Below are 26,360 nucleotides of genomic sequence, written 5' to 3'. Positions count from 1 at the left end.
GTGCTTCATCGAATTTTACAGAGAAACTCAATGAAACACAGTAAGCTATCTAATACAATATACTAAATAAAGAGTAAATGTCTCTTTATTTTCATTCTATTATTGTCTTCTGCACGTGGCTGCTCTCATCGTCCACTTCCAGTACACTTTGTGATGAAGAGCGTGGTTGAACAGGTTGGAAAAATCGAGGATGAGTTCCTGGTTGAAGCATATTTAATGCAGCAAGACTTCCATAGAATGGAGGGTAAACAGGAAAGCGTCTGGTTGGGGCTTCTGACTTAGCTTTTTGTAGTTCCTCAATAGTTGTGAGTTGTGCTTTATTTTTTTCTTTTAACTCCAGAATCTGGGATTCTGACTCTGATTTTTCTTTTTCCAACAATAGCTTTTGGGTCTCTAATTCAGATTTCTGTTTTTCTAGTTCTAATTTTTGAGCCTCTAATTCAGATTTTTGTTTTGCTAGTTCTAATTTTTGGGCCTCTAATTCAGATTTCTGTTTTTCTAGTTCTAATTTTTGAGCCTCTAACTCAGACTTTTGTTTTTCTAATTCCAATTTTTGAATATTTTGTTCTTTTTCATCTACTTTTTTTAATTTTTCAAATTGATTCTCTAGAAGAGTTTGCTGTTCCAAACAGATGTTTTTTGCAATCTCTTTGAGTTCCGCATTCGAGTCGTCGGTAGTCATATGAAGTACAGAAAAGACTTCATCGATAAGCAATAGGCCTGAATTACAGTATTTACCACCTACAAGCCGATCGTTTAATAAACCATTGAACTCCTGAGTTTTGGCACTTTTGGAATTAATTAACGTTACTGGATATTTGGAGCCCTTATACACATTTAATAATTGCCGAAAATCAATAAATAACTGGGTTAATTGCTCATGAAATGTTTGTAATTCTTTGGATTCAAATGGAATCTTTCTTTCATTTTGTTCTTTTAGATAACAAATGGTGCTCAAGATGAATGAAAGGAATTCCTTTCGAGCTTGATAGCCACCTGTGCACGCATTGATCTTTCCTTCTAGGTATGGAGCAAAATTGGTCTTTGTATCCTGTATTATTTCTACTGCGCGATCATGAGATTTTTTTTTGCGCATTGTAAGGTCAAGTGCGGTAACAAATTTATCTTTAGTCGCTATATTATCTTGAATGTCGTGATAACGGACTATAACGGTCGCCAATGCATAAATTAACTCTTCTAACCTAGTCATAAAAATCTCCTTTTTAATACATAAATGCGAAATCCCCTTACAAGTTGGTCTTTCACTATATTCAATGTTTTTGAGAAGCGCAAGTTGTTGTGGAACTAAAGAGTTAAAATGACAACATGACATCATTATAGTAGTTTAATCAAGCAGAAAATGTTGTAATTTTTTAAGAGGTTACGTTAACATCAATATATAGTCCTAAAGGAGTTTTTTTGAATGCATGGAAGATTCAAAGGAATAAAAAACATGCTCAAATTGTTTCAACCTAAGCATCGTTCTATTCTCGGAATAGATATTACATCGACAGCAGTTAAAGTTTTGGAAATTTCAGGTCAGGAAGATACATTCGTTGTTGAAAATTATGGCCGTGAAGTACTACCAGCAAATGCAATGGATGGGAACACAATTAAGGATGTTGATGCGGTTTCACAATGCATTAAGAAAGTAATTGACCGTTTGCATACACCATGTAAGCAAGCTGCTTTAGCTGTTCCTGACTCCTCAATAATCAGTAAAGTGATACAAATCAATGAAGGTTTAAATGATGAGGAGATGGAGGAGCTAATTGTTACTGAAGCTGATAAATACATTCCTTATCCAATAGATGAAATTAACCTTGATTTTGAAATTTTGGGACATTCTGAAAAAAATCCAAGTATGTTAGACGTACTTATTGTTGCATCGCGAGCAGAAAATGTGAATCAACGTGTTGAGACTGCAGTTCACGCAGGTTTAGAGGTTGTGGTGATTGACGTAGAATCTTATGCTGTGGAGAGAGCGGCACAACAACTTGCTAAGGATTTACCCGCATCCGGACAAGATAAAACAATTGCTATCATTGATATTGGCGCCTGCTATACACATTTATTTGTATTGCAAGGAATGAAATTGGTTTATTCAAGAGAAGAAAAATTTGGCGGCAAGCAATTAATAGACTCGATTGCTGAGTATTATGACATGTCTTTGGAACAAGCTGCCCTTGCTAAAAATAACGGAGAATTACCAGCAGATTATGAGGAAAAAATTTTGGATCCTTTTAAAGAAAATATCTTATTGCAAATCAAACGTACTCTGCAGTTTTTTTATTCTACAAGCCAGGACGGGGAGGTAGATCATATTTTGCTGTCTGGAGGATTAGCTAAGCTGCCTGGATTGGTAGCTTTGATTCAGGAGCGATTAGGGATGAGTACCACGATTGCCAATCCTTTTTCATATATGACTCCAGGAAAAATAGTAAATTTGGACTCAATAAAGCATGATGCTCCTGCGCTCATGGTAGCTTGTGGTTTGGCATTAAGGGATATTAAGTGAGATTATATGACGCAAGTTAACCTTCTTCCTTGGCGGGAGTTAAGGCGGGAGCAGGAAAAAAAGCTGTTTACAACGATACTACTGGCGTGCATTGTCGCCGCAGCATTTATTGTATTTTTAATTAACTCATATGCTTCAGGCTTGGTAAGGAATCAAGTCACGCGGAATCAGATACTTCAGAAAGAAATTAATTCTATGGATGCGCAAATAAAAGAAATAAAAAATTTGCAAAAAGCTAGGGAAATGATGATTTCCAGAATGTCTATAGTTCAGCATTTACAATCCACACGAACTTTAATGGTTCATTTATTTGATGAATTGATCAATATAACCCCATCAGGAATCTATTTAACTCAGGTAGAAGGGAAAAATGATGTCATTACTGTTTCTGGCTATACTGAATCAAATGCTTTTGTTTCCATATTAATGAGGAATATAGAAAATAATGACTGGCTTCATAATCCTCTTCTTAGTGAAATCAAGAAAGAAGAGGATGAAAAAAAGAAACAGCACACAGCTAATAATGAATTTAAATTAACTTTTGTGCTTGCCCCTCTCCAGATCGGGATAATACGATGAATAACATTAACCTGAGTGAATTAACTCTGGAAAATGTTGGGCAATGGCCCGTAGTGGTTAAAACCTGCATTTTTATGGGAGTGAATATTTTAATTATTGCTCTGGGTTATTGGCTAATCATACAAGACAATTTTGCTCAGTATAATAAGCTAAAAGGGCAGGAGGCTACTTTAAAAGCAGATTTTGAAAACAAGCAACGCCAATTATTTAATTTGCCAGCCTATCGTCTGCAACTGCAAGTTATGATGGAGCGTTTTGCATTAATGCTCAAACAGCTTCCGGAAAAAAATCAGATGCCCGGTTTATTAGAAGATATTTCCAAAACAGGGGTAGCATCAGGCTTAAAGTTTGAGTTATTCGCGCCACAACCTGAGGTAGTACATGAGTTTTATGTTGAGCGTCCCATAAAAATTTCAGTAGTAGGAACTTATTTTCAATTGGCAATGTTTATAAGTCGGGTCGCCGAAATGAGTCGTATTGTAACCTTACATGACTTTAGTATTGCAGGGTTGTCCTCCAAAGATAACAAAGTGGTTTCAGAGGATGAGTTGGTGATGAACATCACAGCTAAAATATATCGATATCGCACACAATGATAAACCGAACACAAAGAGTTGTTTGTATCTGTTCATTGTCTTTATTGCTGATTGCTTGTTCCGGTAATCATGATGATCTAGTGCGCTATATCAACGAGGCAAAACACAGAAAAACACGAGAGATTGAACCAATCCCTTCTTTTGCGCTTTTGCCTACTTTTAAATTTCCTGATAATGGCAATAGGCGCAATCCATTTAAGCCTATAACTCAAAAAAAGAAAGAGGTTGATATTAATGCCCCGGATAAAAATAGGCCGAAAGAGCCTTGGGAAGCTTATCCTTTGGATGCTTTAAAATTTGTAGGCACTTTAAGGCGAGGAAATGAAATATGGGCATTGATCAAACTCCCCAGCTCAGACATTACGCATGTGGGAATTGGTAATTATATGGGCCAGAATTATGGCCGTGTTGTATCAATTAAAAATGATTCAATTCAATTAATAGAAACAACACAAAAATCAGGAGAGTGGGAGAAACATAAAATGACGCTTGAATTATATACTGGGAAGTAGGAGCAAAAGTGCGGAGAATTGTTGTTTTATTCATTTTAATTAGTATGGGCTTAGGGATGGCTTTTGCCCAGAATAATCCTTTGGTATCAGTCAAGTTAATTCCTTTACCACAGGGAAAGCTGCGTATGGACTTCGAGTTTGCGCAACCTATAAAGCGAGACCCTGCAAGCTTTGTGACCCAAAGTCCGGCGCGTATAATCCTTGATTTTATTGATTCTAACCTGCAGTTACCATCCAAACAGAAAACAAAAGAAATTAAAATAGGTTCTCTTGATAAATATACTGTTGTTGCAGTGGGCACCCGTGTTCGGGCTATATTGGATTTAAACTATGCAGTACCTTATTTAGGCTCAATTTCTGGAAATGTATATACTCTTATTTTGAATGGCAAAAGTAATGAGTTATTCCAACCCCCTAAAGAGCTTCTAATCACCCATCGTCCAGTCAGAACAAATTATGAGCTCACTCATTTTGATTTTCGAGGAATTGAGCGGCAGGGCGGTCGAGCAATAGTGGATGTTTCCAGTACCACTGCCCCCATTGAGGTCGAAGAGCATGATAAAGAAATTTTAGTTAAATTTTTAAATACGAAAGCTCCTCAGAACTTAAGGAAACGTTTTGATGTTTCAGATTTCCGTAGCCCTGTACAAATCGTTACTTTTCAACAAAAAGGTAAAAATGCACATATGAGATTAGCAGGTACAGGCGCTTTTGGCCAATACGTGTATCAGGTTAATAAGCAATTTATGGTTGATGTATTTCCTTTGACTCCAGAAGAGGCGCAACAGGCCAAATTGAAAAAGAAGGTTTTTTCTGGAAGAAGAATTTCTTTAAATTTCCAAAACATCAGTATACGAGCTGTATTGCAGTTGCTGGCTGATTTTACTGGAATCAATATTGTAGTGAGTGATAAAGTTAAGGGTAATATTACCCTTAGGTTAAATAATATTCCTTGGGATCAAGCTTTGGATATTATTTTGACGACACAAGGTTTAGTGAAGCGTCAGATAGGGAATGTGATGTTGATCGACTATAAAGCTTCTTTTGATAAAATGGAGGCAGAGGAGCTGAAGACACAACGCGCTATTCAAAAGCTTGAGCCAGTACGTTCAGAGCTCATCCAGATCAATTATGCCAAAGCCACAGATCTTGCGATTTTGATTAAAGACAAACAAAATTCTCTTCTATCGGAGAAAGGCCGAGTAAGTGTTGATACGCGAACAAATACCATCTGGATTCAAGACAGTGGAACTCGGATAAATGAAGTCAGGGAGTTGATCAAACAGTTGGATGTACCCGTCAAACAAGTGCTTATAGAGGCGCGTATCGTCGAGGTGACCAAGGATTTTGCTCAAGATCTTGGTATTCGCTGGGGTGTTTCCAAGCCAACTCATTTAAGTGGTACCTTGGCTGGTGCCAATCAGTTGACACAAGGAGTTGCTCCGGCAAATGTCGTACCATTTACAGACAGATTAAACCTGGATTTAGTTGCTGCTCCGGTGATGGGCGCGACACCTGCTTCTATCGGTATCGCATTAGCGCAGCTTGGCGATAATATTTTACTTGATCTTGAACTGTCTGCTTTAGAAAGCGAGGGCCTTGCCGAATTGATATCCAGTCCGAGACTTATAACAGCAAATCAACAGCCTGCTGTAATTGATTCGGGACAAGAGATTCCCTATCAGGAAGCCACCTCAAGTGGCGCGACCGCTGTAGCTTTCAAAAAAGCGGTATTAAGTTTAAAAGTAACGCCGCAAATTACTCCTGATAGTAAGATCCTGATGGAGCTGAAAATTAATCAGGATACGGCATTACCTAACCTCACATTTAATGGAGTACCCGCCATTGCAACTAAAGAAATTCAGACGAATGTGCTTGTTAGCAATGGACAAACTATAGTACTTGGTGGTATTTATCAGCAGGATAAGAGCAAAACGATTACCAGAGTACCTTTTTTGGGGCAGTTGCCGGTAGTGGGGAATTTATTTAAGAATACACAAATTGCCCTTAAAAACGATGAGTTACTTATTTTTATAACGCCAAAAATAATCACAAACTCATTATCGATTACGACAATTGAAGGTAGAAAACCAATTCGCTTTGATGAAAAATAGGTCAAAAAATTGCAATGAACTGAAACATTGAGTTTAAGAGTAGAATTCCTAGGGTAGGATGATCAAGCTGAATCAACATGCCTATATTTTGCACTCTAAGTACAGAATGCACTGGTCTTCATGTATGATCAACTGGATACTGGGTAAACTGGGCAAGTAGGTAGAAAGAGTGGTTTTATGTTCAAAAATTAGAGGCGGTTGTCCTGAGCGAAGAATCACAGCTTAACTCGGACGTTTTGCTGCATCAGGAACTACAAATTTTTAGTACTATAGCATGATTCTACACGCTTATTTTTTAATGAAAGTGATATAATATAAATGATTAAGAGTAAATAGTTATAAAATATGCTCATTTGTTGTAGAATAATGGGCGGGAATTTCTAACTGCGAAAAATACTGTTAGGATTGGGTCCCAAGTATCCCATTTTGGCAAATTACCATACTTTAGTTTAATGCTAAAATGGGAAGTTATTTTGGACTCGATCTTTAATTAATGACATTTCAGTTAAAGAGGTATGTAATAAAAAATGAGCATAGTTAAAGTACGAAATATTTTTCTCATCGGACCCATGGGTGCAGGTAAAAGCACTATAGGTCGTGCTTTGGCAAAGGAGCTCAAGTTAGAATTTTTTGATTCGGATGAAGTGATTGAAGAGCGCGCTGGTGCCGATATATCTTGGATTTTTGATATTGAGGGTGAAGAAGGTTTCAGGCGCCGTGAACAAAAAGTTATTGAAGAATTAACTCAAAAAACCAATATTGTTTTGGCAACAGGTGGTGGTGTCGTAATCACTCCCGAAAACAGAAATGCATTGGCAGGGCGTGGAACTGTAATTTATCTTAAAACCTCATTACAACAACAATTCGAAAGAACGAAGCGGGATACCAAGCGTCCTTTACTGCAGACAAACGATCTTGAAGGAAGATTGGAGTTATTGAGGGATGAGCGCGAGCCATTCTACAATGAGTTAGCTGATGTTAGTTTTGAAACCGATAAATTAACAGTCAAAGCGGTTGCAAATAATATAATAAAATATATTTATGGCGAACTTTGAGGTTTATGAACAAGTTGATGTCTCTTTAACTGAACATCACTATCCCATTATTATTTGTCGCAATGGTTTGCAAAGCTTGGATTTTTTGCAAACGATTGTAACCTCTTCGCAGATTCTAATTGTTACCAACCAGACTGTAGCTCCTTTTTATTTAAAGTATGTGCAAGCTGCTTTCTCTGAAATTCAATGTGATGTTTTGATTTTAGAAGATGGTGAGCACTATAAAAATCAACAAAGCTTATTTGCTATTTATGATGCATTAATCCAAAACAAACATCATAGAGATACAACACTTATAGCTTTAGGTGGTGGTGTGATTGGCGATATGACTGGATTTGCAGCATCAACCTATCAACGCGGGGTAAAACTGGTTCAAATTCCCACAACTTTATTAGCACAAATCGATGCATCTATAGGTGGAAAAACGGGAATTAATCATGCGTTGGGTAAAAATATGATTGGCAGTTTTTATCAACCTCAAGCAGTGATTATTGATTTGAATACATTAAACACACTTCCAGAAAGAGAGTTTCGTGCCGGGTTGGCGGAAATGATAAAATATGCGTTACTTGCCGGAGGTGAGTTTTTCAAATTGTTAAGTGATGCTATCCAGCAGGGATTAACCGCCAAAAGTTCGCAATTACCGCAATTAATTGCTGAGTGTTGTCGTATCAAAGCCCAATTTGTTGAAACCGATGAAAAGGAAGCTGGACAGCGAGCCTTACTGAATCTCGGTCATACTTTTGCTCATGCATTGGAAACTTACACTCAGTATCAACAATGGTTACATGGTGAAGCAGTAGCGATTGGCTTATACTGTGCTGCGGTTTTGTCGCATAAAATGAATTTAGTTAATAAGCAATTGGTGGACCAAATAGAACAAATTCTGCACTATGCAGGTTTGCCACATAAAATTCCAGGAACTATTAATTTGAAAAAACTCAAAGAATTAATGCAATCGGATAAAAAAATTAAAAATAACTGTTTACGCTTTGTGCTGATTAAAAAGCTCGGTGATTGTTATCTTGAAGCCGGCGTAACAGAGGATTGTTTATATAATGCACTTGATGCGGCTGTAGAGGAGAACCAAAATGAAAGAGGGAGTAATTCAGTCTGAGGTAGCGGCTGTAATTCAACCAAGAGTATTGTTTAAACCTGGATCTTGGCTCGCTAAGATTGATTTCATTAATCATTTAATTCTTTTTAACAATGTGCTTATTACGATTTTATCAGAGAAAGAAGGGGGTAAAACTTCTTTTGGTACTTTGTTGCAAAGTAATTTAGATCAACAAATCAAATCTGTTTCTATGACAGTAAAGCCTCCTTGCAATAGAGAAAACATTATCCAAGAAATTGCAAGCCAACTACATCTTAATCATGATGAAAATACAGATATTAGCTCTTTAGTTGCACAAATTAATGAACGTAAGGCACATGTCTTGCTATTGATTGATGATGCACAACATTTACCTGAGTCTCTAATTAAAGAAGCAATGTTGGCAATAAAAAATCAAGAAAATTTTAGCTTCTTCCATCTTTGCCTTATATCGGATTACTCAATTGTGGCAACGCTTAATAATTTAGTCGCTTCGTTTTTTGATAATTTAGTCCATAGCATAGAATTGGGGGCACTAAATGAACACGAAACAAGGACTTATGTGTTGCAACGTGCCATGGCCGCACATTTGATCAGTAAACCTTTAACTGATGCACAGTTTAAGCAGTTTTATCAACTTACCAAAGGAAACGTAGCAAAAATTAATAATAATTTGGAATCATTTATATTTAAGTGTGCTACCCAAAAGAAAAAAGAGCCACGAAAACTGATAAAAAAAATAGGTATTGCCGCCAGCGTGGCTGTGATCACCGGACTTATTGGTTTTTATTTTGCCAGAAATTATGATCTTTCATCTTTTTATCATTTAGAGACAACTTCTTCAATACAAGATAAAAGCACAGAAGCTGTAATAGCGAAGCAGCAAGTGCAGCCTGAAGTATTAGTGAGTCAAATCCCTTCTTGGGAAGATTCTTCAACGCGACAATTGGTCTATGCTGCTTTGCCAAAAAAACAAATTTTGGATGACCTCAATGATGAGATGTCTAGTGATACTGTTGCAATTATTGATAAGGTTGTTGTGATTCCCAAATTACAAATGAAAAATTTAACGGAGCAAGAGCCTAGAATTCCTGAGTCTGAGTTTAAACGGGAAAGTCCAGAAGCTGATCTGACACGGGAATCAAAAACAGTCGAGATTCCAACAGCAAAACAAAATGAAAAAGATCATTCATCCTCAAATGCAAGTAAGCCTCTTTATACCATACAGGTTGCTGCCAGCCATAATAAAAATGATATAGAGCGTTTTCAACAGAACAATAAATTACTCACTCAAAATGCCAAAATAAGACATTTCACTAATGCAAAAGGTGTATGGTATATACTGACTGTTGGAGAGTTTGAAAGTAGGGCTGAGGCACAGCGTAATATAACTAAGTTACCAGCAACTTTAGTTAAGTTACATCCTTGGGTTAGGCCAGTATCCAATCTTAGCTAAAGCGTTCTGAGCTTGATTACCCATCATAGAACGTAGCCTGGGTGCAGCGTAGCGCTACCCTCAGGCTACGCGCCACATAATGCTAAGTGTCAGTATTTAATGATTGCGTTATTTGCTCAATACGTTCTTCAGCCGCTGCATAGACTTGCTTAAAAAGATCAAAAAAATCAGGAAAAGATAGTTTTTCCAAAGAATGGGCTGTCACTCCGTGAGGGGTGCTAACACCCGCCCTTAATTGGGCAAAAGAACGTCCTGATTTTTTAGCTAATTCTGCAGCACCAAAAACAGATTCTAAGGCAATTTTTTCGGAGAGCTCTTCTGGAATGCCTCTACTGACTGCTGCTTTTTGCAATGCCTCAAGAAAGAGAAAGACATACGCTGGTGCACATCCGATAGGGGCAGTAAGCGTATCAAGCATGGATTCCTTTTCAACCCAAAATGTGTAACCTACTTCATTAAAAAGGCTCTCAACTAATAATTTTTGTTCCGAGCCTGCAGAGGAATTAGCAAATAAAGCAGATGTTCCTTTGCAAAATTCAGTGGGGGTGTTGGTCATAACACGAATAACGCCTAAATCTTTCTTGTCGAGCCAACGAGTTATGTTATCAATATTTATTACACCCACTAAAGAAATAAAAACAGGTTGTCTTTGTTGTATGGTTGAACTAATTTCTTGACATACATTCTGCATAAACTGAGGTTTTACAGCAAGAATGAGGATATCAGCGTTTACGACTGCGTCAGTGTTGTTTTTTGCTGACAGCACCCCTAGTTCTTTAACCAAACGCTCTGATTTACTGGGATCTCGATTGCTAAATATTATGGAATTTGCAGGATGTCCACTTTTAATGAGGCCGCGTGCTACAGCACTTCCCAAGTGACCTGCACCGATAATTGAAATGGTTTTATTTTTAAACATATTGTCTTATATTTTAAATTTTACTCAAAAATACCAAGATGCATGGGTTTATGTCAAGAATGGATCTAAGAAAGTATCTGCAAAATAACCATTTTACATTGAATATCTTATATATCCTGTTACACTAAAAAATTAAAAAGGATTTAATCCTATATATCTGCCATGCCTGCTTTGTGCGAACGGATTTTGATAAGTCAGTTGGGCATATCAATTTATCAATTATTTTATTATGGACAAAGAATAGTAATGATGGAAACAGTTCAGACGCAAGAAAAAATCCCTGTAAAATGGCGTGATATTAATGGTTGGAACTATTATTTTCTGTTGAAGTTCGCTCTTTTATGGGGTGGATATTTAAATTTTCATCCTTTTATTAATCTAGTATTTTTGGCTTTTTTATTATTTCCTTTACCATCAACATTTCTTCATCGCTGTCGTAATTGGATAGCTATTCCAATAGGTATCGCTCTCTTTTATCACGATACGTGGCTACCTGGTTTAAGTTCAATTATGAGTCAAGGTACCAACCTTTTTGCATTTAGTTCGAATTATCTCCTTGAGCTATTAAATCGTTTTATTAATTGGCAACTCCTAGGTATGGCTTTTATTCTCTTAGTCGCTTACTTGTTTCTTTCTCAATGGATTCGCATTACTACATTTACGGTAATTGCTTTAATTTGGTTAAATATTCTCACTCTAACCGGCCCAGCTATTAGTCTTTTGCCAGTAGAAAGCAAGACTGCTACGAATAACGTGCAAGCTGGAACAGAGGCTAACACAAGCGAGACAACAGAACTTAACAGTAATTTGCCGCCTACTAATGAAAATCTCAATAGATACTTGAATCAATTTTATGAGCAGCAAAAAGGATTACATACCGTTTTTCCAAGTTCTCTTTCTGCTGATGCACTGCCTTTTGATATCATATTGATTCAGGTGTGTTCTCTTGCATGGGCAGATATCGATGCAGTGCATTTAAGAGATCATCCTCTATGGAGTAAATTTGATATTCTCTTTAATCAGTTCAATTCAGCTGCTTCATATAGTGGACCTGCTGCCATACGCTTATTACGTGCAAGCTGTGGTGAAACACCTCATGCTGGTCTTTATAAGCCTGTGGCTGAAAATTGTTATATTTTGGATAACTTAGCCAAACTTGGTTTTTCTCCTGAAATGATGCTTGATCACGAAGGTGAGTTTGGTGATTTTCTCAAAGAGATAAAAGAGTATGGCGGTTTAGAGGACGTACCTTTAATGTCACGTGCGGGTATACGCCCTGATCTTGTTTCATTTGATGGAAAACTGCTTTCAGATGATGGTCAATTATTGGATAAATGGCTTAAGCAACAGAATGACTCAAGCAAGAAACGCAATGCTACCTATTATAATGAAATTTCGCTTCATGATGGCAATACATTTATTGGTGAAAATTCGCCTGCACCCTACGGGACGCGGGCAAAGAAACTTTTTGATCAAACGATGAATTTCTTTACTGCATTGGAAAATTCGGGTCGTAAAGCAGTTGTAGTTTTTATCCCAGAACATGGGGCTAATCTTGTTGGTGATAAATTACAAATGCCAGGGTTACGTGACATTCCTAGTCCAAGCATTACGCATGTGCCTGTTGGAATTAAATTTATTGGTTTGAAAACAAAACCTACTCAAATACAAATAAATGATCCAAGCAGTTATTTGGCTATTTCAGAATTAATTGCGCGTTTAGTAGATGGAAAGATATTCAATCAGGAAAATGTAAATTTAGAAACACTAACTAAAAATTTACCAAAAACTCCTTTTGTTTCATCTAATGAAGGTGTTACGGTGATGAAATATCAAGATAAATTTTATATTTTATTAAAAGGTGACACTAACTGGGTACCTTATCCTCAATAATTTCTAAATTATATGCTGGGGGGTGAGGTATAGTTTGTGGCCTACCTCCCGAATGATTTGCTTACAGATTAAAGATACAAGTCTGGCTGCTCACAGCCAATCCTGATTGCGAACAATCAGTCTACTTGCTAATCTGCGGCACAAGTAAGTCTAAATTTTAACTAGCGAGTTAATCTAAAACATGCAAGCACGAGTGGTTTCATGAATGCGCTGCCAAGTTCAGTTAATTGTGCATGTTGATTAATAACCTGATAAGAATCCTCATCAACTCCTATGATTTTTTTATTAAAAAATGGTCTTGATGTAAATTTAAATCCAGGTTGCTTGAAGCTCCGCTGACGATTAGTCCTCCTGGCTGCAAGCCAGGATATACTCAAGATATTTCATCTAAAGTTGGAGTAGGGTATTAATGGGATAATAGGCATGTTCATATCTCCTTGCCAGCCCTCCAATGAGTAGCGCAGGAAAAGAGCGGCATGGCTTGGGGTATAGTCTGTTGATTGCTGGATATCTATCCATCCACCGATAACAAAATGTGAGCCAAGTCGACGCTCTACCAATGCAAGTACAGAATAACCATAGCCTGTGCCAGGTCCACCTTTTTGTATGAAGTTTTGCGAAGGATCAAAATTTGGAATCAGGTTTGGTAAGGGATAAGCAAGCATATCTTGGGTAGAGTCACGCGAATAGGTTACCGAACCGCCTAATTCATAAGACCAGTTTGCAGTACGCCTGCGATAATTTATCGGGAGTGAAAATGATACATAAAAATTAGGGCTAAAGTACCCGCCTTGCCCAAGATTATATCCAAATAGATTCTTTTCATAGTGCCAGACCATGTTTGTGATTCCAATGGAAAGACGACGGTTATCTTCATTAATAATTTTGTAATAATAACCATCTAATAAAAGAATACGTGTATTAGATACTACGTTTTTTCCGGTTAGCTTACTGCCAATGATATTAGCCCAGAAGCCATGTGCTTCGCCGCGATCATAACTCAGCGACAAAGTAAGTCCGGTAGCAACTACTCCTCCCCATACGATTCCCGTATTTGGATCAACAGTTCCTGAAAAAGAAAGCAGGGAGTTAGTCATAGGTCGTTGGGATGCGGTAATTGTCCAGCCCACATGCCGTATTTCACCGCTGTAATTGATGCCGCCAATCCAATTTTTCACGGGAAATCCTATGGGTGTTTGTCCAATATCAAATCCCCAGAGAGGATTTTGCCATCCTCCATCCCAGCCAATACCTTTTGTCGCCTGTTTAATACCCGTAGTACATCCGTTGATGTCGCAAGTACCAAAATCATCAAAATAAACTCCATCGATTGGAGAAAAACTTCCTGCACCTAAATTGATTTTGTCAGCTCTAAAAAATGCACGGCCATTCGAGTATGCCCAATCTGCTTGCGCTATAGTATCTTCAGCCCGCAGGTCAGAGGTACCGGCTGAACCTGGCAACCGCCAATAATCTTCATCTACAGTAATCCGTGTTTCCTGTTGCCGATAAAGTAGAGCCGCCTCAGATCGAATACTACGTTTAAGCCAATCATCTTCTATATGATTCCGAGTTAACCAGGTATAGTAATCGTTGCTTGCAGGCCATATTGAAGTAATACTGCTTTGAACCATTGCCTTTTTGTAATCTTCCTGAGCTAATTTGGGCATGCGAAGTTGTGTTTCCAAACGAGCAGCATCGCGAAATATAAGCGCACTATCCTGACTAGGTGCCACATTAATACTTTCTTGTTTGAGATGGTTGAAAATAGTTAATGCTTTTTGAGAGTTTCCTACAGCATTCCAGGCATTTGCTAACCTTCTTTGCATGTTAAGATTAAAAGCTAATTTAAGATTTTGCTGCTGTTCCAGCAATTGATACGCTTCTTTCTTATTTCCCAAAGCGATAAGTGATTCTATAACCCCAAGATTCGCATCAGCATTGAGAGGTTCATGAGTTTTCACATCTTGATAATAATTCAATGCTTTTGCAAATTCGCCATCGAGCAAAGCCCAATCTGCTAAAGTGAGTTTGATAGGTGTGGTCTGTGTTTGACTCATTAAATAAGCTACGGCACCTTGATTATCACCACTGTCACGTAATTGTTGGGCGTGTTGTAAAATCAATGTCGTAGTCAGGCGTTCTGCCAATTGACGCATGCCCTCATTCCATTGTTTTTGTGGCAGAGTATGGAGATGATTCAGAGCTTGTTGTAATTGGTCGATACTCGATAAATAAAGGGCATAAGCATATACTTGAATCGGATTTTTTCTTTGTTTCGCTATCAACTGTTTAAATAAATCATGTGCTTTTTTGAACTGGCCTTCATGATTCAATACTAAGGCGAAATGATAAGTTAACCAAACATTATCTGGGTCAATTTTTAGTGCTTGCCTGTACTTTTCTATAGCTTGTTTCCATTGGTTGGCTTTTTCAAGACGTTCCGCTTGCTCTTGTAATAAAGCGCTTTCCAAACTAAGTTGAGCATCTTTAAATTTGCTTTTTAGATCTTCAGGCAAGCTATTTAGGTAATTTAAGGCCTTTTGTAATGATTGACGCTTGTAGATGCCGATAAGCCCAAAAACTGCAGTACCTTTTCCAGGGCTAATGACCAAAGCGTGTTTAAATGCTTGTTCTGCATTGACGAAATTTTTGCGGGCAAATGCTACTTCGCCTATCCCGACCCAAGCATCATAATTCCTATTATCTAAAATTAGGGCTTGCTGATATTGTTTTTGTGCCCAATCAATATTACCGGCTTGAAATGCAGTGTCACCACCGGAAACCCATAATTCTGCCAGTCTCTCTTTGAGAGCATAAGACCAATTATCCTGGTTGTTGTTATTCGAATACACGTTATGTGCTTTTAAAAAATTATAAAGTTCTTGCAAATGTTTAAATGCATTTTGACGCTGAGAAGGTATTCTTGAGACGATACGCCAATATTCAGTACTTAATTCTGGAGTGGGAAAAACCCCATGAAAAAGAGCATCATATTGAGCTTTAGCCAAATCGAGGTGTCCAGACATCGCCATTATTCTTGCCTGTTGCAATTTTAGGTTTGTTTCAGGCTGTGTAAGGAGTAAACTCATTTTAGCTTGTTTGTATTCAACTGAATCAGGGGCTTTTTGTTTTAATTCCTCAAGTAGTTCTTCTGCTAGAATAAGGTTCTTTTGACGTATCGCAAGTTTGATGCGAGCTTCAAGAACCTCGGGATCATTAGGAGCGATTAATTGCAAACGATCAAGAGAGTTTTTTACAAAATCATCTCTATAATAGGTTTCACCCCAAATGACCTGATCCAATAAAAGCTGTTTTGGATTGATATCAATGGCATAAACTTTTAAAGCTATTAAGCTAAACAATAATCCTAGAAAAAACAGTTGAAACCTGCTGCGCAAGCTAAAAGCACCCAATCTGCCAGATTTTTCTGAATTTTTTCGCTCACCGTAGTAATGACTACTGCTTTCGCGAAAAAATTCAAAAAAATCCATCATCTTCAGCACCTTTAATTTGCTCGTTACGGTTTCAATTGTTTTTTCCAGGATAATAAACTGAATCTGCCTATGAACATTCACTAATCCAATTATTTTGTCGAACTATTTCCTTGGAGCTTTCGACTCCGGGTTGATCAAATGAATTTATATTCCAAATTACACCTTGGACAAAAATTTTATGTTCATATAAAGAAATTAGTGAACCAAGAGTTTTTGGTGAGCATTCAGTTAAAGAGAGAATATTGATAGGTATTTCGCCGGCAATATAACTGTGGGGATTTTCTCCGTGATTTCCACCTTTCGTTAATACCTCTTTGTGGGCACGACACATTTTATTAATTACCTTATCATCAAACGTTTGAACGTTAATTAAATCAGCTGCTATTTTATGTGTTCCTTGACACAAAAGCTGGTAGTAGCTGTGTTGTGCATGATTGCCTAGGCCACCCCATATAATGGGTCCTGTCGCATAATCAACTGTACGGCCTTGCTTGTTTATTGATTTGCCATTACTTTCCATATCAAGTTGCTGAAGATAGGGAACAAAATACTGTAAGTCTTGGGAGTAAGTCATGACCAGCAAGTTATTAATGTTTAAAAAATTAATGTTCCATATACCCAATAATGCCATAAGGACGGGTAAGTTTTTTGCAAAAGGCTCCGTGCAAAAATGCATATCCATTTGATATGCCCCAGCAAGGATTTCTGAAAAATGTTCAAAACCAATGGCGATACAGGAAATCAAATTAATGGCTGAGCAGAAGGAATAACGCCCTCCAACCCATTCCCATATAGGAAGAATGGTTTTAAAACCCATTTCTTGAGCTTTTTCAACATTTGCGGTGACGGCAATAAAATGTTGATTATGATGTTGCTCTTGATTTAGCCAAGATAAAGCTTTTTGATAATGAGACAATGTTTCTGGAGTAGTAAATGACTTCGAGGAAACAATAAATAATGTAGTTTCTGGGTTTAGTTTTGTAGTAGCACGTGAGAATGCATTTGGATCAATGTCGGAAATAAAGTGAAATCCTAATCTGTCTGTTACTAAGTCAGTTAATGCATTAATACAAAAAAAAGGGCCAAGCATAGAGCCGCCAATTCCTATATTCACTACATCAGTAATGGGTTTTCCAGAATAACCTAGCCATTCTCCATTTCTGATTTTTGTAGAAATTAGTTTCATCGTATTTCGAACATGAACTATCTCAGGGATGATATTATGTTCATTAACCACTATGACTTTATTTTCTGGGGCGCGAAGTGCTGTATGCAAGGCGGGTCTATTTTCTGTATTGTTAACAGGCTTTCCAGCCATCATGGCATTAATATGTTCAAGCAAAGCGCACTCATGAGCAAGTTCAAGAAGTGAATCTAGAATCTGGCCATTAATATGTTGCTCACTGTAATCCAGAGTAATATTGTGGCTGGATACACAATAATTTTTTGTTTCAGAACTTTGGTTAATGTATGTTTTTGCATATTTTTCGAGTTTTTTCCATGAATTCATTTTTGTAAGTTGTTCCATATACATTCCCAATTAATAAATAATCTAAGCTAAAAGCCACTTGGTAAAATTTTCTCCTTCAGTCGGATGTTTCTTCCCCAAATCTACATTCGCTTTAAGAAAGCCAAGAACACTTCCGCAATCATAGCGTTTCCCTTCATAGGGAAGTGCTAAAACAGTTTCTTCTTTTACTAACCCATTAATTGCATCAGTTAATTGAATTTCTTTATGTTTTTCATGTGGTAATTTCTTGATTTGCTTAAAAATACTTGGGGTTAGGATATAACGCCCGACAATGGCAATATTTGATGCAGCAAGATGCGGTTTAGGTTTTTCCACCATATGATGTATGCTCAAAAGGTTTTTATCCCAGGGTGCACCTTGAATAATACCATAACACTCTGTGAGTTCTTGAGGAATATTTTCTACTGCAACAATGCTCCGACCGTATAGCTCGTACATTTGCATCAACTGTTGGATAACTGGTGTCGTACTCGTCATTAAGTCATCCGCAAGAATTACAGCAAATGCTTCATTGCAAACGATTTGTTCCACACATAAAACTGCATGTCCTAGGCCGAGAGGCTTGGCCTGACGAACATAAAAACACTCCATATCATCAGGCGTTACTGATTGAACTATAGCTAAAATCTCATTTTTATCATGAAGACTCAGTTCATTCTCGAGTTGATAGGCAAGATCAAAATGATCTTCAATAGCACGTTTATTATGGCAAGTCACAAAGATCATTTGGCGTATACCGGCAGCATAGGCCTCTTCAACTGCATATTGAATTAAAGGTTTGTTTACTACAGTTAACATTTCCTTGGGGGCTGCTTTTGTAGCGGGTAAGAACCGCGTCCCAAGGCCGGCAACAGGAAATACTGCTTTACGTATCGGTGGAAATGATGCATTCATTGTTAATCTATCCATTTAGTAACAATTAATGTAGATTGTACAGGTTCATTAAGTATGCACTTAAAAAATTTTGATTTATATAGTTTTTATCAAATTTTTGAAAAGGTTAGGATAAGTTTCAGTAAGGTAATTATGTATTCTTTAAATTGGCCATATGTTAATGGACTGCCAAAGTCCACAGCTCGTTTTAAATGCAGTCCAGAAGATTTTCAGGTGAATGAATTTTTTGATAGTCCATTTTCTGGAGAGGGAGAACATATTGTCTTGAGAATAGAAAAAACTGGAGTTACGACAGAAGAAGTAGTTAAATCTTTAGCAAAATTACTGAATAAACCAGTAAAATCAATTGGTTATTCCGGATTAAAAGATAGACAAGCACGAGCTACTCAATGGCTGAGTATTCATGCTCCTGGTGAGCAGATTCCGGGAATTTCACAACTTACGGCGTCAGGTTGGCGTATTTTGGAATGGACGCGTCATCATAAAAAATTGAGGCCAGGATTTTTAACTGGCAATCAATTTATTATACGTTTGCGTGAAATCTCCCATAAAAAAGATTTGCTGGAGCGCATCGAACAAATTAAAGAGCATGGTGTTCCTAATTATTTTGGAGAGCAACGATTTGGTCGTAATGGCGCTAATTTACTGAAAGCCGAAAAAATGCTGGTTCAAGGATATAGGGTCAGAGACCGATTTTTACGGGGTATTTACTGTTCTGCGGCACGTTCATGGATTTACAATCTGATTTTATCTCGTCGTGTTATGGAGCAATGCTGGAATATGCCTCTGCCTGGTGATGTGATGCAGCTTAAAGGATCAAACAGTATTTTTGCTATTGATCATATTGATGATAAATTACTTCAAAGGATTAAAGATAAAGATATTTCTCCTGCGAGCCCTTTACCTGGAAAAAGTAAAAACAAAATCAAAGATGAAGCATTGCAATTAGTTAATAAAACTTATCTTGATTGGCAGCCATGGTTGGCAGGTTTGGAACATTATGGTTTAGAGGAAGATTGGCGCGCTAATATCTTGCATGTAGAACAATTTGCATGTGTTATTAAGGATAATCTGGCGGAGTTATCTTTTAGCCTGCCTGCAGGGGCTTACGCCACTGCAATATTACGTGAGTTAAGTCTTTATCAGAATGGGTGAATTGTCTTTGTCCAGCGTCGATTTTTCACATAATGGATTATATTAAATCATTCCGCTTTCTACATATCAACTATACTTCTTTTAACAGAATGATAGATGAGATGTTCAATGAGCAGAATAGAATCATTAAAAACAGCGATAAAGCAAAGGAATTTGGCCCAATTTAAAAAGCTACTTTCAAGCCTGGATGAGGAATATTTTTTAACATCAGATGAAGAGGGTAATACGCTGGCACATCTTGCTGTGATATATGATCAACCTGAGATTTTAGAGGTACTTATCAAAAAAGGAGAGGAACTTGGTAGGCCCGTTTTTCAAGTCTCCAATGACAATGGATACACTCCTCTAGAATGTTGTTATTTATATTCATCATCTAAAACAATGCCGCTATTACAATCTCAGTCTCAATTGAGTCCCATATGTAATCAGGTTCTCTTGGGACAGCATAGCAAATTGGAAGGCTTATCATCAATGAGTTTCCGTCGGGAAAGGATTGAGAAAGTTGCACTATTTGCTAGTGCATTAGGTGATGTCAAAGCATTGGAAATTCTTTTAAAAAAAGCAAGGGATAAAGAAAGTTTGCTTCGCCATAAAACTAAAGATGGATGGTCTGGTGTACATTTTGCTGCATATAATAATCAATTGGAGGCACTTCAATTTTTTCCTGCGGAGTTCACTGCAGAAGTAACAGATAATCAAGGCAATACCCCGTTAATGATTGCGGCTGCGAGAGGAAATTTAAAAATTATTGAATATTTGTTTGAAAAAGGTTGTAACCTGTATCGAAAAAATAATATTGGAGAAAATGCAGCCATTTTTGCGGCAGGAAATGGACAGTTAGATACACTTGAGTTTTTGGATAAAGCAGGTGCTGATCTGATGGCAGTTAATGACAAGGGTGAAAATGCGTTGACGTTAGCTGCTCGAAATGGACATTTGGCTTGCGTTTCTTATTTATTGGGGCGCGGTGTTCCGGGAGACCTGAAAAATAATCAGGGAAAAACAGCTTTTCAACTTGCTCTAGAAGCAAGACAGCTTGAGATCGCTGATTTGCTTGTAACTAAAAGTACTTCCACAGAAAAGGATCAGGCTTTATTTGATGCAGTTAAAAGAGGTGATTTAGAGGGGGTACAATGGTTAGTAAAACACGGCGCTTCCTTATCGGCAACGAATGAATCCCAAATGACGCCAATACTACTTGCTGCAAGTTTAGGTAATATAAAATTAATCGATTATTTCCTGAGTATCGAGGATCTTTCTCTTATTCATGATAAGGATAGTGAGGGGGATAGCTTATTGTTTGTTGCAATAAAAGCGCAACAACCTTTACTTGTGAAGCATGTAATTGATAGGGGTTATTTTTCAGTAGAAGATAGGAATGAGAAAGGAAAAACTCCTTTATTAGCTGCTGCTGAAGTTAATTCTGATGAGCTTGTTGAGTTTTTCCACCAAAAAGGGAGTTCATTGGAAGAGCAAGATAATGAGGGAAACACTGCTTATCATTTATTGCTTGCCAAAGGAAATTTTGGAAATGCGATGAGCTATATTCATGCCCATAGCCCTGCATTGCTCTTGAAAAAAAATAATGAAGGGGAATCTCCCTTACATACAGTAATTCAGCATAAGCAAACAGATGAAATAGGGAAAGTGCTGGCTTTAGTTGCTTCAGATCCTAAGTTAAAAACTGATTTAATGGAAGCAAGAGATAAGGAGGGAAATACACCTTTACTGGCAGCTGTTGCGTGTCAACATCCTGAAGCAATCCCTATACTTTTAGCAGCAGGAGCGGATGTTTTGGCCAAAAACGATAAAGCTCAATCGGTCATTACAATCGCGCCATTGAATACGTTTCCTCAGGAAACGCTCAAACTTTTTTTTGATGCTTATCAAATTGATTATAAAGAATATTATGCTCGCCGACGGCTGTACTTTATCTTTGGTGGAGAAAAGTTGAATGAAGTTCTTAAATTTCCTGATGCGGATGTTAAATTTGGTTCAGGCTTATTCGACGAAGGGGTTCAGGTTCTTAATGAATATTTAAAGGCTTTTATTCGTGAGAAACATCCAGAATATTCTTTGCAGTTCGAACATTTATTGGGTGCGTTAGATAAACTCCAATCTGATGCAACAGTTGGGAATATATTAAACCGTTTGGATAGTGAAGGTATGGTTTTTCAGGCAACCGGTTTTAGGGGACATGGTGTTCTTGCCACTTTAAAAGATTTGCCCGATGGAAGTATGAAGCTCTCCCTTGCTGAACGAGGTGCGCGGGTAGGCGGAGCTCCATTTTTAAATGATGAAAACAAGAAGTTTGCAGCGGTCCGATCAATTATTGTACCGAAGGAAAAACGCCAGGAAGTGATTCAGCTTTTATATCAAGCAAAAAATGAGCCTCAGGCAAAAGGGGTAAATATCCTGTTTAATCAAATACCTGAGATTGTGGGTGAGCCTTACCAGTTTTCTTCCATTTACCAGAAAAAATTCATGGATATTTGTTTTTACAGTAATCCCAAAACAGGTTTGTATGAACAATTTATTGAGATTCTTGGGCCAGAGAATGGAAAAGCATTTTACAAGGAATTTGAACTCTATATGCGGGAACAAGAGTTAGATCGATATAAAGAGTTCTGTCGGTTAGCTCATCCAGATGAAAACTTACAAGAAAATCCAATTGTTGTTAAAGCACAGGAACTTGTTGATAAAAGACATGAAGCACTTTCACCGGCTACTCAAAATTTCCATGTTTAAGCTCTATTGACAATTGTACTCTTCTGGCTGCAGTTTGTATGCACTTTAATACTCACATACTTTGTGTATGCTTTGTTTCGATACTCTAAAATCGCAGTATTTTGGCTCAAGATAGTGAATTGTAAACAGACCTTATAGAGGAGAGCCTTAAAATAGCATAACTAGATAGATAAAATTGATCTTTTTGTCAAAGCAAGCTATGTTTAAATGGGTGAGTCCGATTTATACACAGTTTGTCAGGGTGTACTATGAAGAATCAGATATCAGATCCTCATGGACTGAAATCTCTTGGGCTTCAGGATGATTTGCTCATACTGAGTAGGATATATTCTTTAACTCAGTTAATGTATGTAGATATTTCAAAACAAGAAATTATCAAAGAAATAATCGAACGATGGAAAATATTGAAAGAGTTTAGTGAAATTGGCTCAAAAAAATAAATAGGACAAGAGCATGCCGGTAATTGCGTTACAAGGAATCCGTGCGGGAATAGGCGTAACCTCCATTGCTGCGGGCCTGGGTTGGGCTTTAGCGCAATTGAATGAATCAGTATTGGTTATTGATTTTACAGCGGATAACTTATTGCGCTTGCATTTTAATATGCCATTTGAACAGGTAGGGGGTTGGGCGCGTTCTTATCAGGACAATGGTGACTGGAGCGAAAGCATTCACTCTTATAACAAATATTTGAGTTATTTGCCTTTTGGAAAAATCACCCAGCCTGAGCGTATTAACTTGGAAAATGAATTCCAGAAAAATCCTGATTTCTGGAAAAAAAATATAGATAATTTAATCACAAAAAATGATTATCGTTGGATTTTACTTGATCTGGCATCTGATACTACCTTATTGACTCAACAGGGATTAGATAGAGCAGATATCACATTCTTATTGTTAACCCCTGACATTAACTGCCACGTTCGCTTGCATCAGCAAAAAATTCCAGACCAGTGTTATTTTTTAATGAACCATTATTCTGCAGCCAAGTCATTGCAAAAAGATTTATATGAGTTATGGCAACGATTGTTAGCAAATTTTTTACCAGTAATACTTCATAGTGACGAGGCACTTGCAGAGGCGCTCGCTGCTAAAAAACCTATAGGAGAATATCAAGCGCATAGTTTAATCGCTCAAGATATAAATGCCTTAGCTAATTGGTGCATGAGCAATGATTTTGGAAATACAAAATGAGTAAGATCCTGCATTTGCTTTTGTCACGTCATGCATACAAAAAAGTTGAAAAGATTTATCAACATTTTCTTCATCATCAAGCTTCATTTTTTACTGCAATTTGCGTTATTTTATTGCAAATAACTGCATGGACTTTTTTACGATTGGAATCACCCCGTTGGCAATGGGTGCGAAGCAATCATCATACTTGGTTTCCACATATTTCCCGAAAACATCCTCGTCCGGGAGATATATTTCGTTATTTAATTCAAAGTCTATGGCTTATTGTGTTTTATCCAGAACAAAAGAGAAGAACGAGTAATAATCTTTTGCAAAGAGGAATTAATTATTATTATCATTGGATAGAAGGACTTCCGGATAAGATCGAAGGCAATAAAGTAGCAAAGCAAACTGCAAGACGTTTTAACCAAACAAAAAGTATGGTACGTCGTATTCTGTTTATTATATTAAGTATTTTTTCAGCCCTATTATTAGTGCTTTGTATTACCCAGCCATTTCAACCAATAGCACAATTTATTTTTGTAGTACTCCTGTGGGCAATGGCTATGAGCATTCGTAAAGCTCCAGGACATGTAAGTACTATTATGCTGATTGTCCTTTCTGTGATTGTTTCATGTCGGTATTTATGGTGGAGATATGCATATACTTTAATATGGGATGATACAGTAAGTGCTGTATTTGGAACCTTGCTTATCTTTGCTGAAACATACATTTGGCTGGTTATGATATTAGGATATTTTCAAAGCATCTGGCCCCTACATCGTAAGCCAATGCCGCTACCTGCTGATCAATCTACCTGGCCAACTGTGGATATTTTGATTACTACTTATAATGAAAATCTGAACATATTAAAACCAGGGGTATACTCAGCTTTGGGTTTGGATTGGCCTAAAGAAAAACTAAATATCTATATTCTGGATGATGGTAACCGTCCTGAGTTTAAAGCATTTGCCGAGGAAGTAGGGGTACATTATATTGCCCGCCCTACCCACGAACATGCAAAAGCAGGCAATGTTAATTATGCTTTAGAACGTTCAAATGGTGAATTGGTGGTAATTTTTGATTGTGACTACGTCATTACTCATCCCTTTTTGCAATTGACTGTGGGGTGGTTTTTAAAAGATCCCAATCTTGCGATTTTACAAACGCCACATCACTTTTTCTCACCTGATCCTTTCGAACGCAATTTGAAATCGTTTCGAAAAACACCCAATGAAAGTGCCTTGTTTTATGGTGTGGTGCAAGATGGGAATGATACATGGAACGCAACTTACTTTTGTGGATCGAGTGGTATTATCCGTCGCTCTGCCCTGGAAAAAATTGGTGGTCTGGCAGTAGAAAGCGTTACTGAGGACGCACATACTTCATTGAGGCTGCAACGTCTTGGTTACAATTCTGCTTATATTCGTATTCCATTAGCAGCAGGTTTGGCAACGGAAAGTCTTGCAAGCCACGTAGCCCAACGTATTCGTTGGGCACGCGGTATGGTACAGATTTTACGTATGGATAATCCCTTGTTCGGTAAAGGGTTAGCCTTGGGGCAACGTCTTTGTTATTTTAATGCCATGCTGCATTTTCTTTCTGGAGTTCCCCGCTTAATTTTTTTCATTACCCCTGCAGCATTTTTAGTTTTGAATGCTTATGTAGTCTATGCTTCTGGAGTAATGATATTGCTTTATGCGATACCTCATATTGTTCATGCAGTTTTGACTAATAATCAGATTCAAGGCAGGTTTCGCCATTTTTTATGGAATGAAATCTATGAAACAGTAATGGCCTGGTATATTGCGGTGCCTACAACTATGGCATTAATCAACCCGCGTAAGGGAAGGTTTAATGTCACACCTAAAGGGGATCTTATTGCAGAAGAGCACGTAGATTGGATGACTGCCAGGCCTTATGTAGTGTTACTATGCGTTAATATTGCTGGCTTAATCGCAGCAGGATTTCGTTTGACTGTAGAGCCAGTCGCAACAATTATCGCTGTTCTTATTACTGCATCCTGGTGTTTATATAATATAGCTATTCTTGGAGGTGCACTGGGAGTAAGTATTGAGGCAAGACAAAGACGCAGGGCGCCGCGTGTATCTTTTATTATGCCAGCAGCAATCATGCGCTCTGATGGGCATGTATATCAATGTATCCTGAAGAATTATTCTGATAGAGGAGTAGGTATACAAATGGAGGAGCAAGATTTGCTTCATACAGGAGAAGAGATATTCCTTCTCCTCAAACGCGGGCGAGACGAATTTGCTTTCCCAGGAACTATTGCCTATACATTTTATCGCAATGCGGGCATTCATTTACACGAATTGTCTTTGAGACAAAATATCGATTTTATTCAGTGTACTTTTGCACGGGCAGATGTTTGGTCATTATGGCAAGAAGAATTTAGTCAGGATAAGCCTCTGAAAAGTATGCGTGATGTATTTGCGCTGGATTTGCGTGGTTATTACGATATCATAGAATATACACCACGTGTAATTCGTAACATACTTATAGGCTTTACTAATATGATTATTTGGATGGCCACATTTTTTCCTCATCGGCCTAAATTAAAGAGTAATCTCTAAGTATGGATTGCCAAAGCTGGAATAAAATTTATA

19 protein-coding genes are annotated in these 26,360 nt (G+C 37.6%); 14 read left to right on the top strand and 5 right to left on the bottom strand.

What is annotated here, in order from left to right; translation table 11 throughout:
• Positions 1-91: 91 nt before the first annotated feature.
• Entirely contained in the window at positions 92-1,210 is a 1,119-nt protein-coding gene (locus A8O27_RS01335) for a hypothetical protein (protein WP_058460406.1), read from the bottom strand.
• A gap of 243 nt (positions 1,211-1,453) precedes the next feature.
• Between A8O27_RS01335 and A8O27_RS01330 the strand changes: the two genes are divergently transcribed.
• From A8O27_RS01330 to A8O27_RS01295, 8 genes are all read left to right on the top strand, one after another.
• Positions 1,454-2,518 carry a pilus assembly protein PilM gene (locus A8O27_RS01330; protein WP_058460567.1) on the top strand — a complete coding sequence of 355 codons (1,065 nt, stop codon included), beginning with the start codon at positions 1,454-1,456 and terminating at the stop codon, positions 2,516-2,518.
• 6 nt (positions 2,519-2,524) lie between these two features.
• Positions 2,525-3,097 (top strand): PilN domain-containing protein, encoded by a 573-nt coding sequence (locus A8O27_RS01325; RefSeq protein ID WP_058460407.1) that lies wholly within the window; start codon positions 2,525-2,527, stop codon positions 3,095-3,097.
• The gene (locus A8O27_RS01320; protein WP_058460408.1) at positions 3,094-3,693 is read left to right on the top strand and encodes a type IV pilus inner membrane component PilO; all 600 of its coding nucleotides are present in this window, start codon (positions 3,094-3,096) and stop codon (positions 3,691-3,693) included. The genes A8O27_RS01325 and A8O27_RS01320 overlap by 4 nt, the downstream gene beginning before the upstream one ends.
• Positions 3,690-4,205, top strand: coding sequence for a pilus assembly protein PilP (locus A8O27_RS01315; RefSeq protein ID WP_058460409.1), 516 nt, complete (start codon positions 3,690-3,692; stop codon positions 4,203-4,205). Before A8O27_RS01320 ends, A8O27_RS01315 begins: the two co-directional genes overlap by 4 nt.
• 8 nt (positions 4,206-4,213) lie before the next feature.
• Positions 4,214-6,319 carry a type IV pilus secretin PilQ gene (locus tag A8O27_RS01310; RefSeq protein ID WP_058460410.1) on the top strand — a complete coding sequence of 702 codons (2,106 nt, stop codon included), beginning with the start codon at positions 4,214-4,216 and terminating at the stop codon, positions 6,317-6,319.
• 527 nt (positions 6,320-6,846) lie between these two features.
• A complete protein-coding gene (gene aroK, locus A8O27_RS01305; protein ID WP_010653139.1) occupies positions 6,847-7,374 on the top strand; it encodes a shikimate kinase AroK in 528 nt (175 codons plus the stop codon).
• Positions 7,361-8,491 carry a 3-dehydroquinate synthase gene (gene aroB, locus A8O27_RS01300; RefSeq protein WP_058460411.1) on the top strand — a complete coding sequence of 377 codons (1,131 nt, stop codon included), beginning with the start codon at positions 7,361-7,363 and terminating at the stop codon, positions 8,489-8,491. The genes aroK and aroB overlap by 14 nt, the downstream gene beginning before the upstream one ends.
• On the top strand, positions 8,466-9,926 hold the full coding sequence (locus tag A8O27_RS01295; protein WP_058460412.1) for an SPOR domain-containing protein: 1,461 nt from the start codon (positions 8,466-8,468) through the stop codon (positions 9,924-9,926). Before aroB ends, A8O27_RS01295 begins: the two co-directional genes overlap by 26 nt.
• Before the next feature lie 82 nt (positions 9,927-10,008).
• Here A8O27_RS01295 and proC read toward each other — a convergent pair whose 3' ends face one another.
• On the bottom strand, positions 10,009-10,845 hold the full coding sequence (proC, locus tag A8O27_RS01290) for a pyrroline-5-carboxylate reductase (RefSeq protein WP_058460413.1): 837 nt from the start codon (positions 10,843-10,845) through the stop codon (positions 10,009-10,011).
• Between the two features lie 246 nt (positions 10,846-11,091).
• Between proC and bcsG the strand changes: the two genes are divergently transcribed.
• Positions 11,092-12,738: a cellulose biosynthesis protein BcsG gene (bcsG, locus tag A8O27_RS01285; protein ID WP_058460568.1), complete on the top strand. Its 1,647-nt coding sequence runs from the start codon at positions 11,092-11,094 to the stop codon at positions 12,736-12,738.
• Positions 12,739-13,121: 383 nt separating this feature from the next.
• On the opposite strand, the gene bcsC is transcribed toward bcsG, so the two are convergent.
• The 3 genes from bcsC to galU all read right to left on the bottom strand — a co-directional run bounded on the left by bcsC (position 13,122) and on the right by galU (position 18,660).
• Positions 13,122-16,235, bottom strand: a complete 3,114-nt coding sequence (gene bcsC / locus A8O27_RS01275; protein WP_235810554.1) for a cellulose synthase complex outer membrane protein BcsC — start codon at positions 16,233-16,235, stop codon at positions 13,122-13,124.
• 67 nt (positions 16,236-16,302) lie between these two features.
• On the bottom strand, positions 16,303-17,763 hold the full coding sequence (pgi, locus tag A8O27_RS01270; RefSeq protein WP_058460415.1) for a glucose-6-phosphate isomerase: 1,461 nt from the start codon (positions 17,761-17,763) through the stop codon (positions 16,303-16,305).
• A gap of 24 nt (positions 17,764-17,787) precedes the next feature.
• The gene (gene galU / locus A8O27_RS01265; RefSeq protein ID WP_058460416.1) at positions 17,788-18,660 is read right to left on the bottom strand and encodes a UTP--glucose-1-phosphate uridylyltransferase GalU; all 873 of its coding nucleotides are present in this window, start codon (positions 18,658-18,660) and stop codon (positions 17,788-17,790) included.
• Between the two features lie 132 nt (positions 18,661-18,792).
• Here galU and truD point away from each other — a divergent pair, with 132 nt between their 5' ends.
• The 5 genes from truD (at position 18,793) to bcsA (ending at position 26,327) form a co-directional block, all read left to right on the top strand.
• Positions 18,793-19,815 (top strand): tRNA pseudouridine(13) synthase TruD, encoded by a 1,023-nt coding sequence (gene truD, locus A8O27_RS01260; protein ID WP_058460570.1) that lies wholly within the window; start codon positions 18,793-18,795, stop codon positions 19,813-19,815.
• Between the two features lie 108 nt (positions 19,816-19,923).
• Entirely contained in the window at positions 19,924-22,563 is a 2,640-nt protein-coding gene (locus A8O27_RS01255) for an ankyrin repeat domain-containing protein (RefSeq protein ID WP_058460417.1), read from the top strand.
• A gap of 248 nt (positions 22,564-22,811) precedes the next feature.
• Complete coding sequence (gene bcsR / locus A8O27_RS01250) at positions 22,812-23,003, top strand: cellulose biosynthesis protein BcsR (RefSeq protein ID WP_058460418.1); 192 nt, start codon at positions 22,812-22,814, stop codon at positions 23,001-23,003.
• A gap of 13 nt (positions 23,004-23,016) precedes the next feature.
• Positions 23,017-23,754, top strand: coding sequence for a cellulose biosynthesis protein BcsQ (gene bcsQ / locus A8O27_RS01245; RefSeq protein WP_058460419.1), 738 nt, complete (start codon positions 23,017-23,019; stop codon positions 23,752-23,754).
• On the top strand, positions 23,751-26,327 hold the full coding sequence (gene bcsA, locus A8O27_RS01240) for a UDP-forming cellulose synthase catalytic subunit (protein WP_058460420.1): 2,577 nt from the start codon (positions 23,751-23,753) through the stop codon (positions 26,325-26,327). Before bcsQ ends, bcsA begins: the two co-directional genes overlap by 4 nt.
• Positions 26,328-26,360 lie beyond the last annotated feature (33 nt).

The organism is Legionella bozemanae (genome assembly GCF_001648595.1).
Classification (GTDB): domain Bacteria; phylum Pseudomonadota; class Gammaproteobacteria; order Legionellales; family Legionellaceae; genus Legionella; species Legionella bozemanae.
Note: the sequence above shows the minus strand (reverse complement) of the source record. Positions and strands in the feature narration are given on the sequence as shown.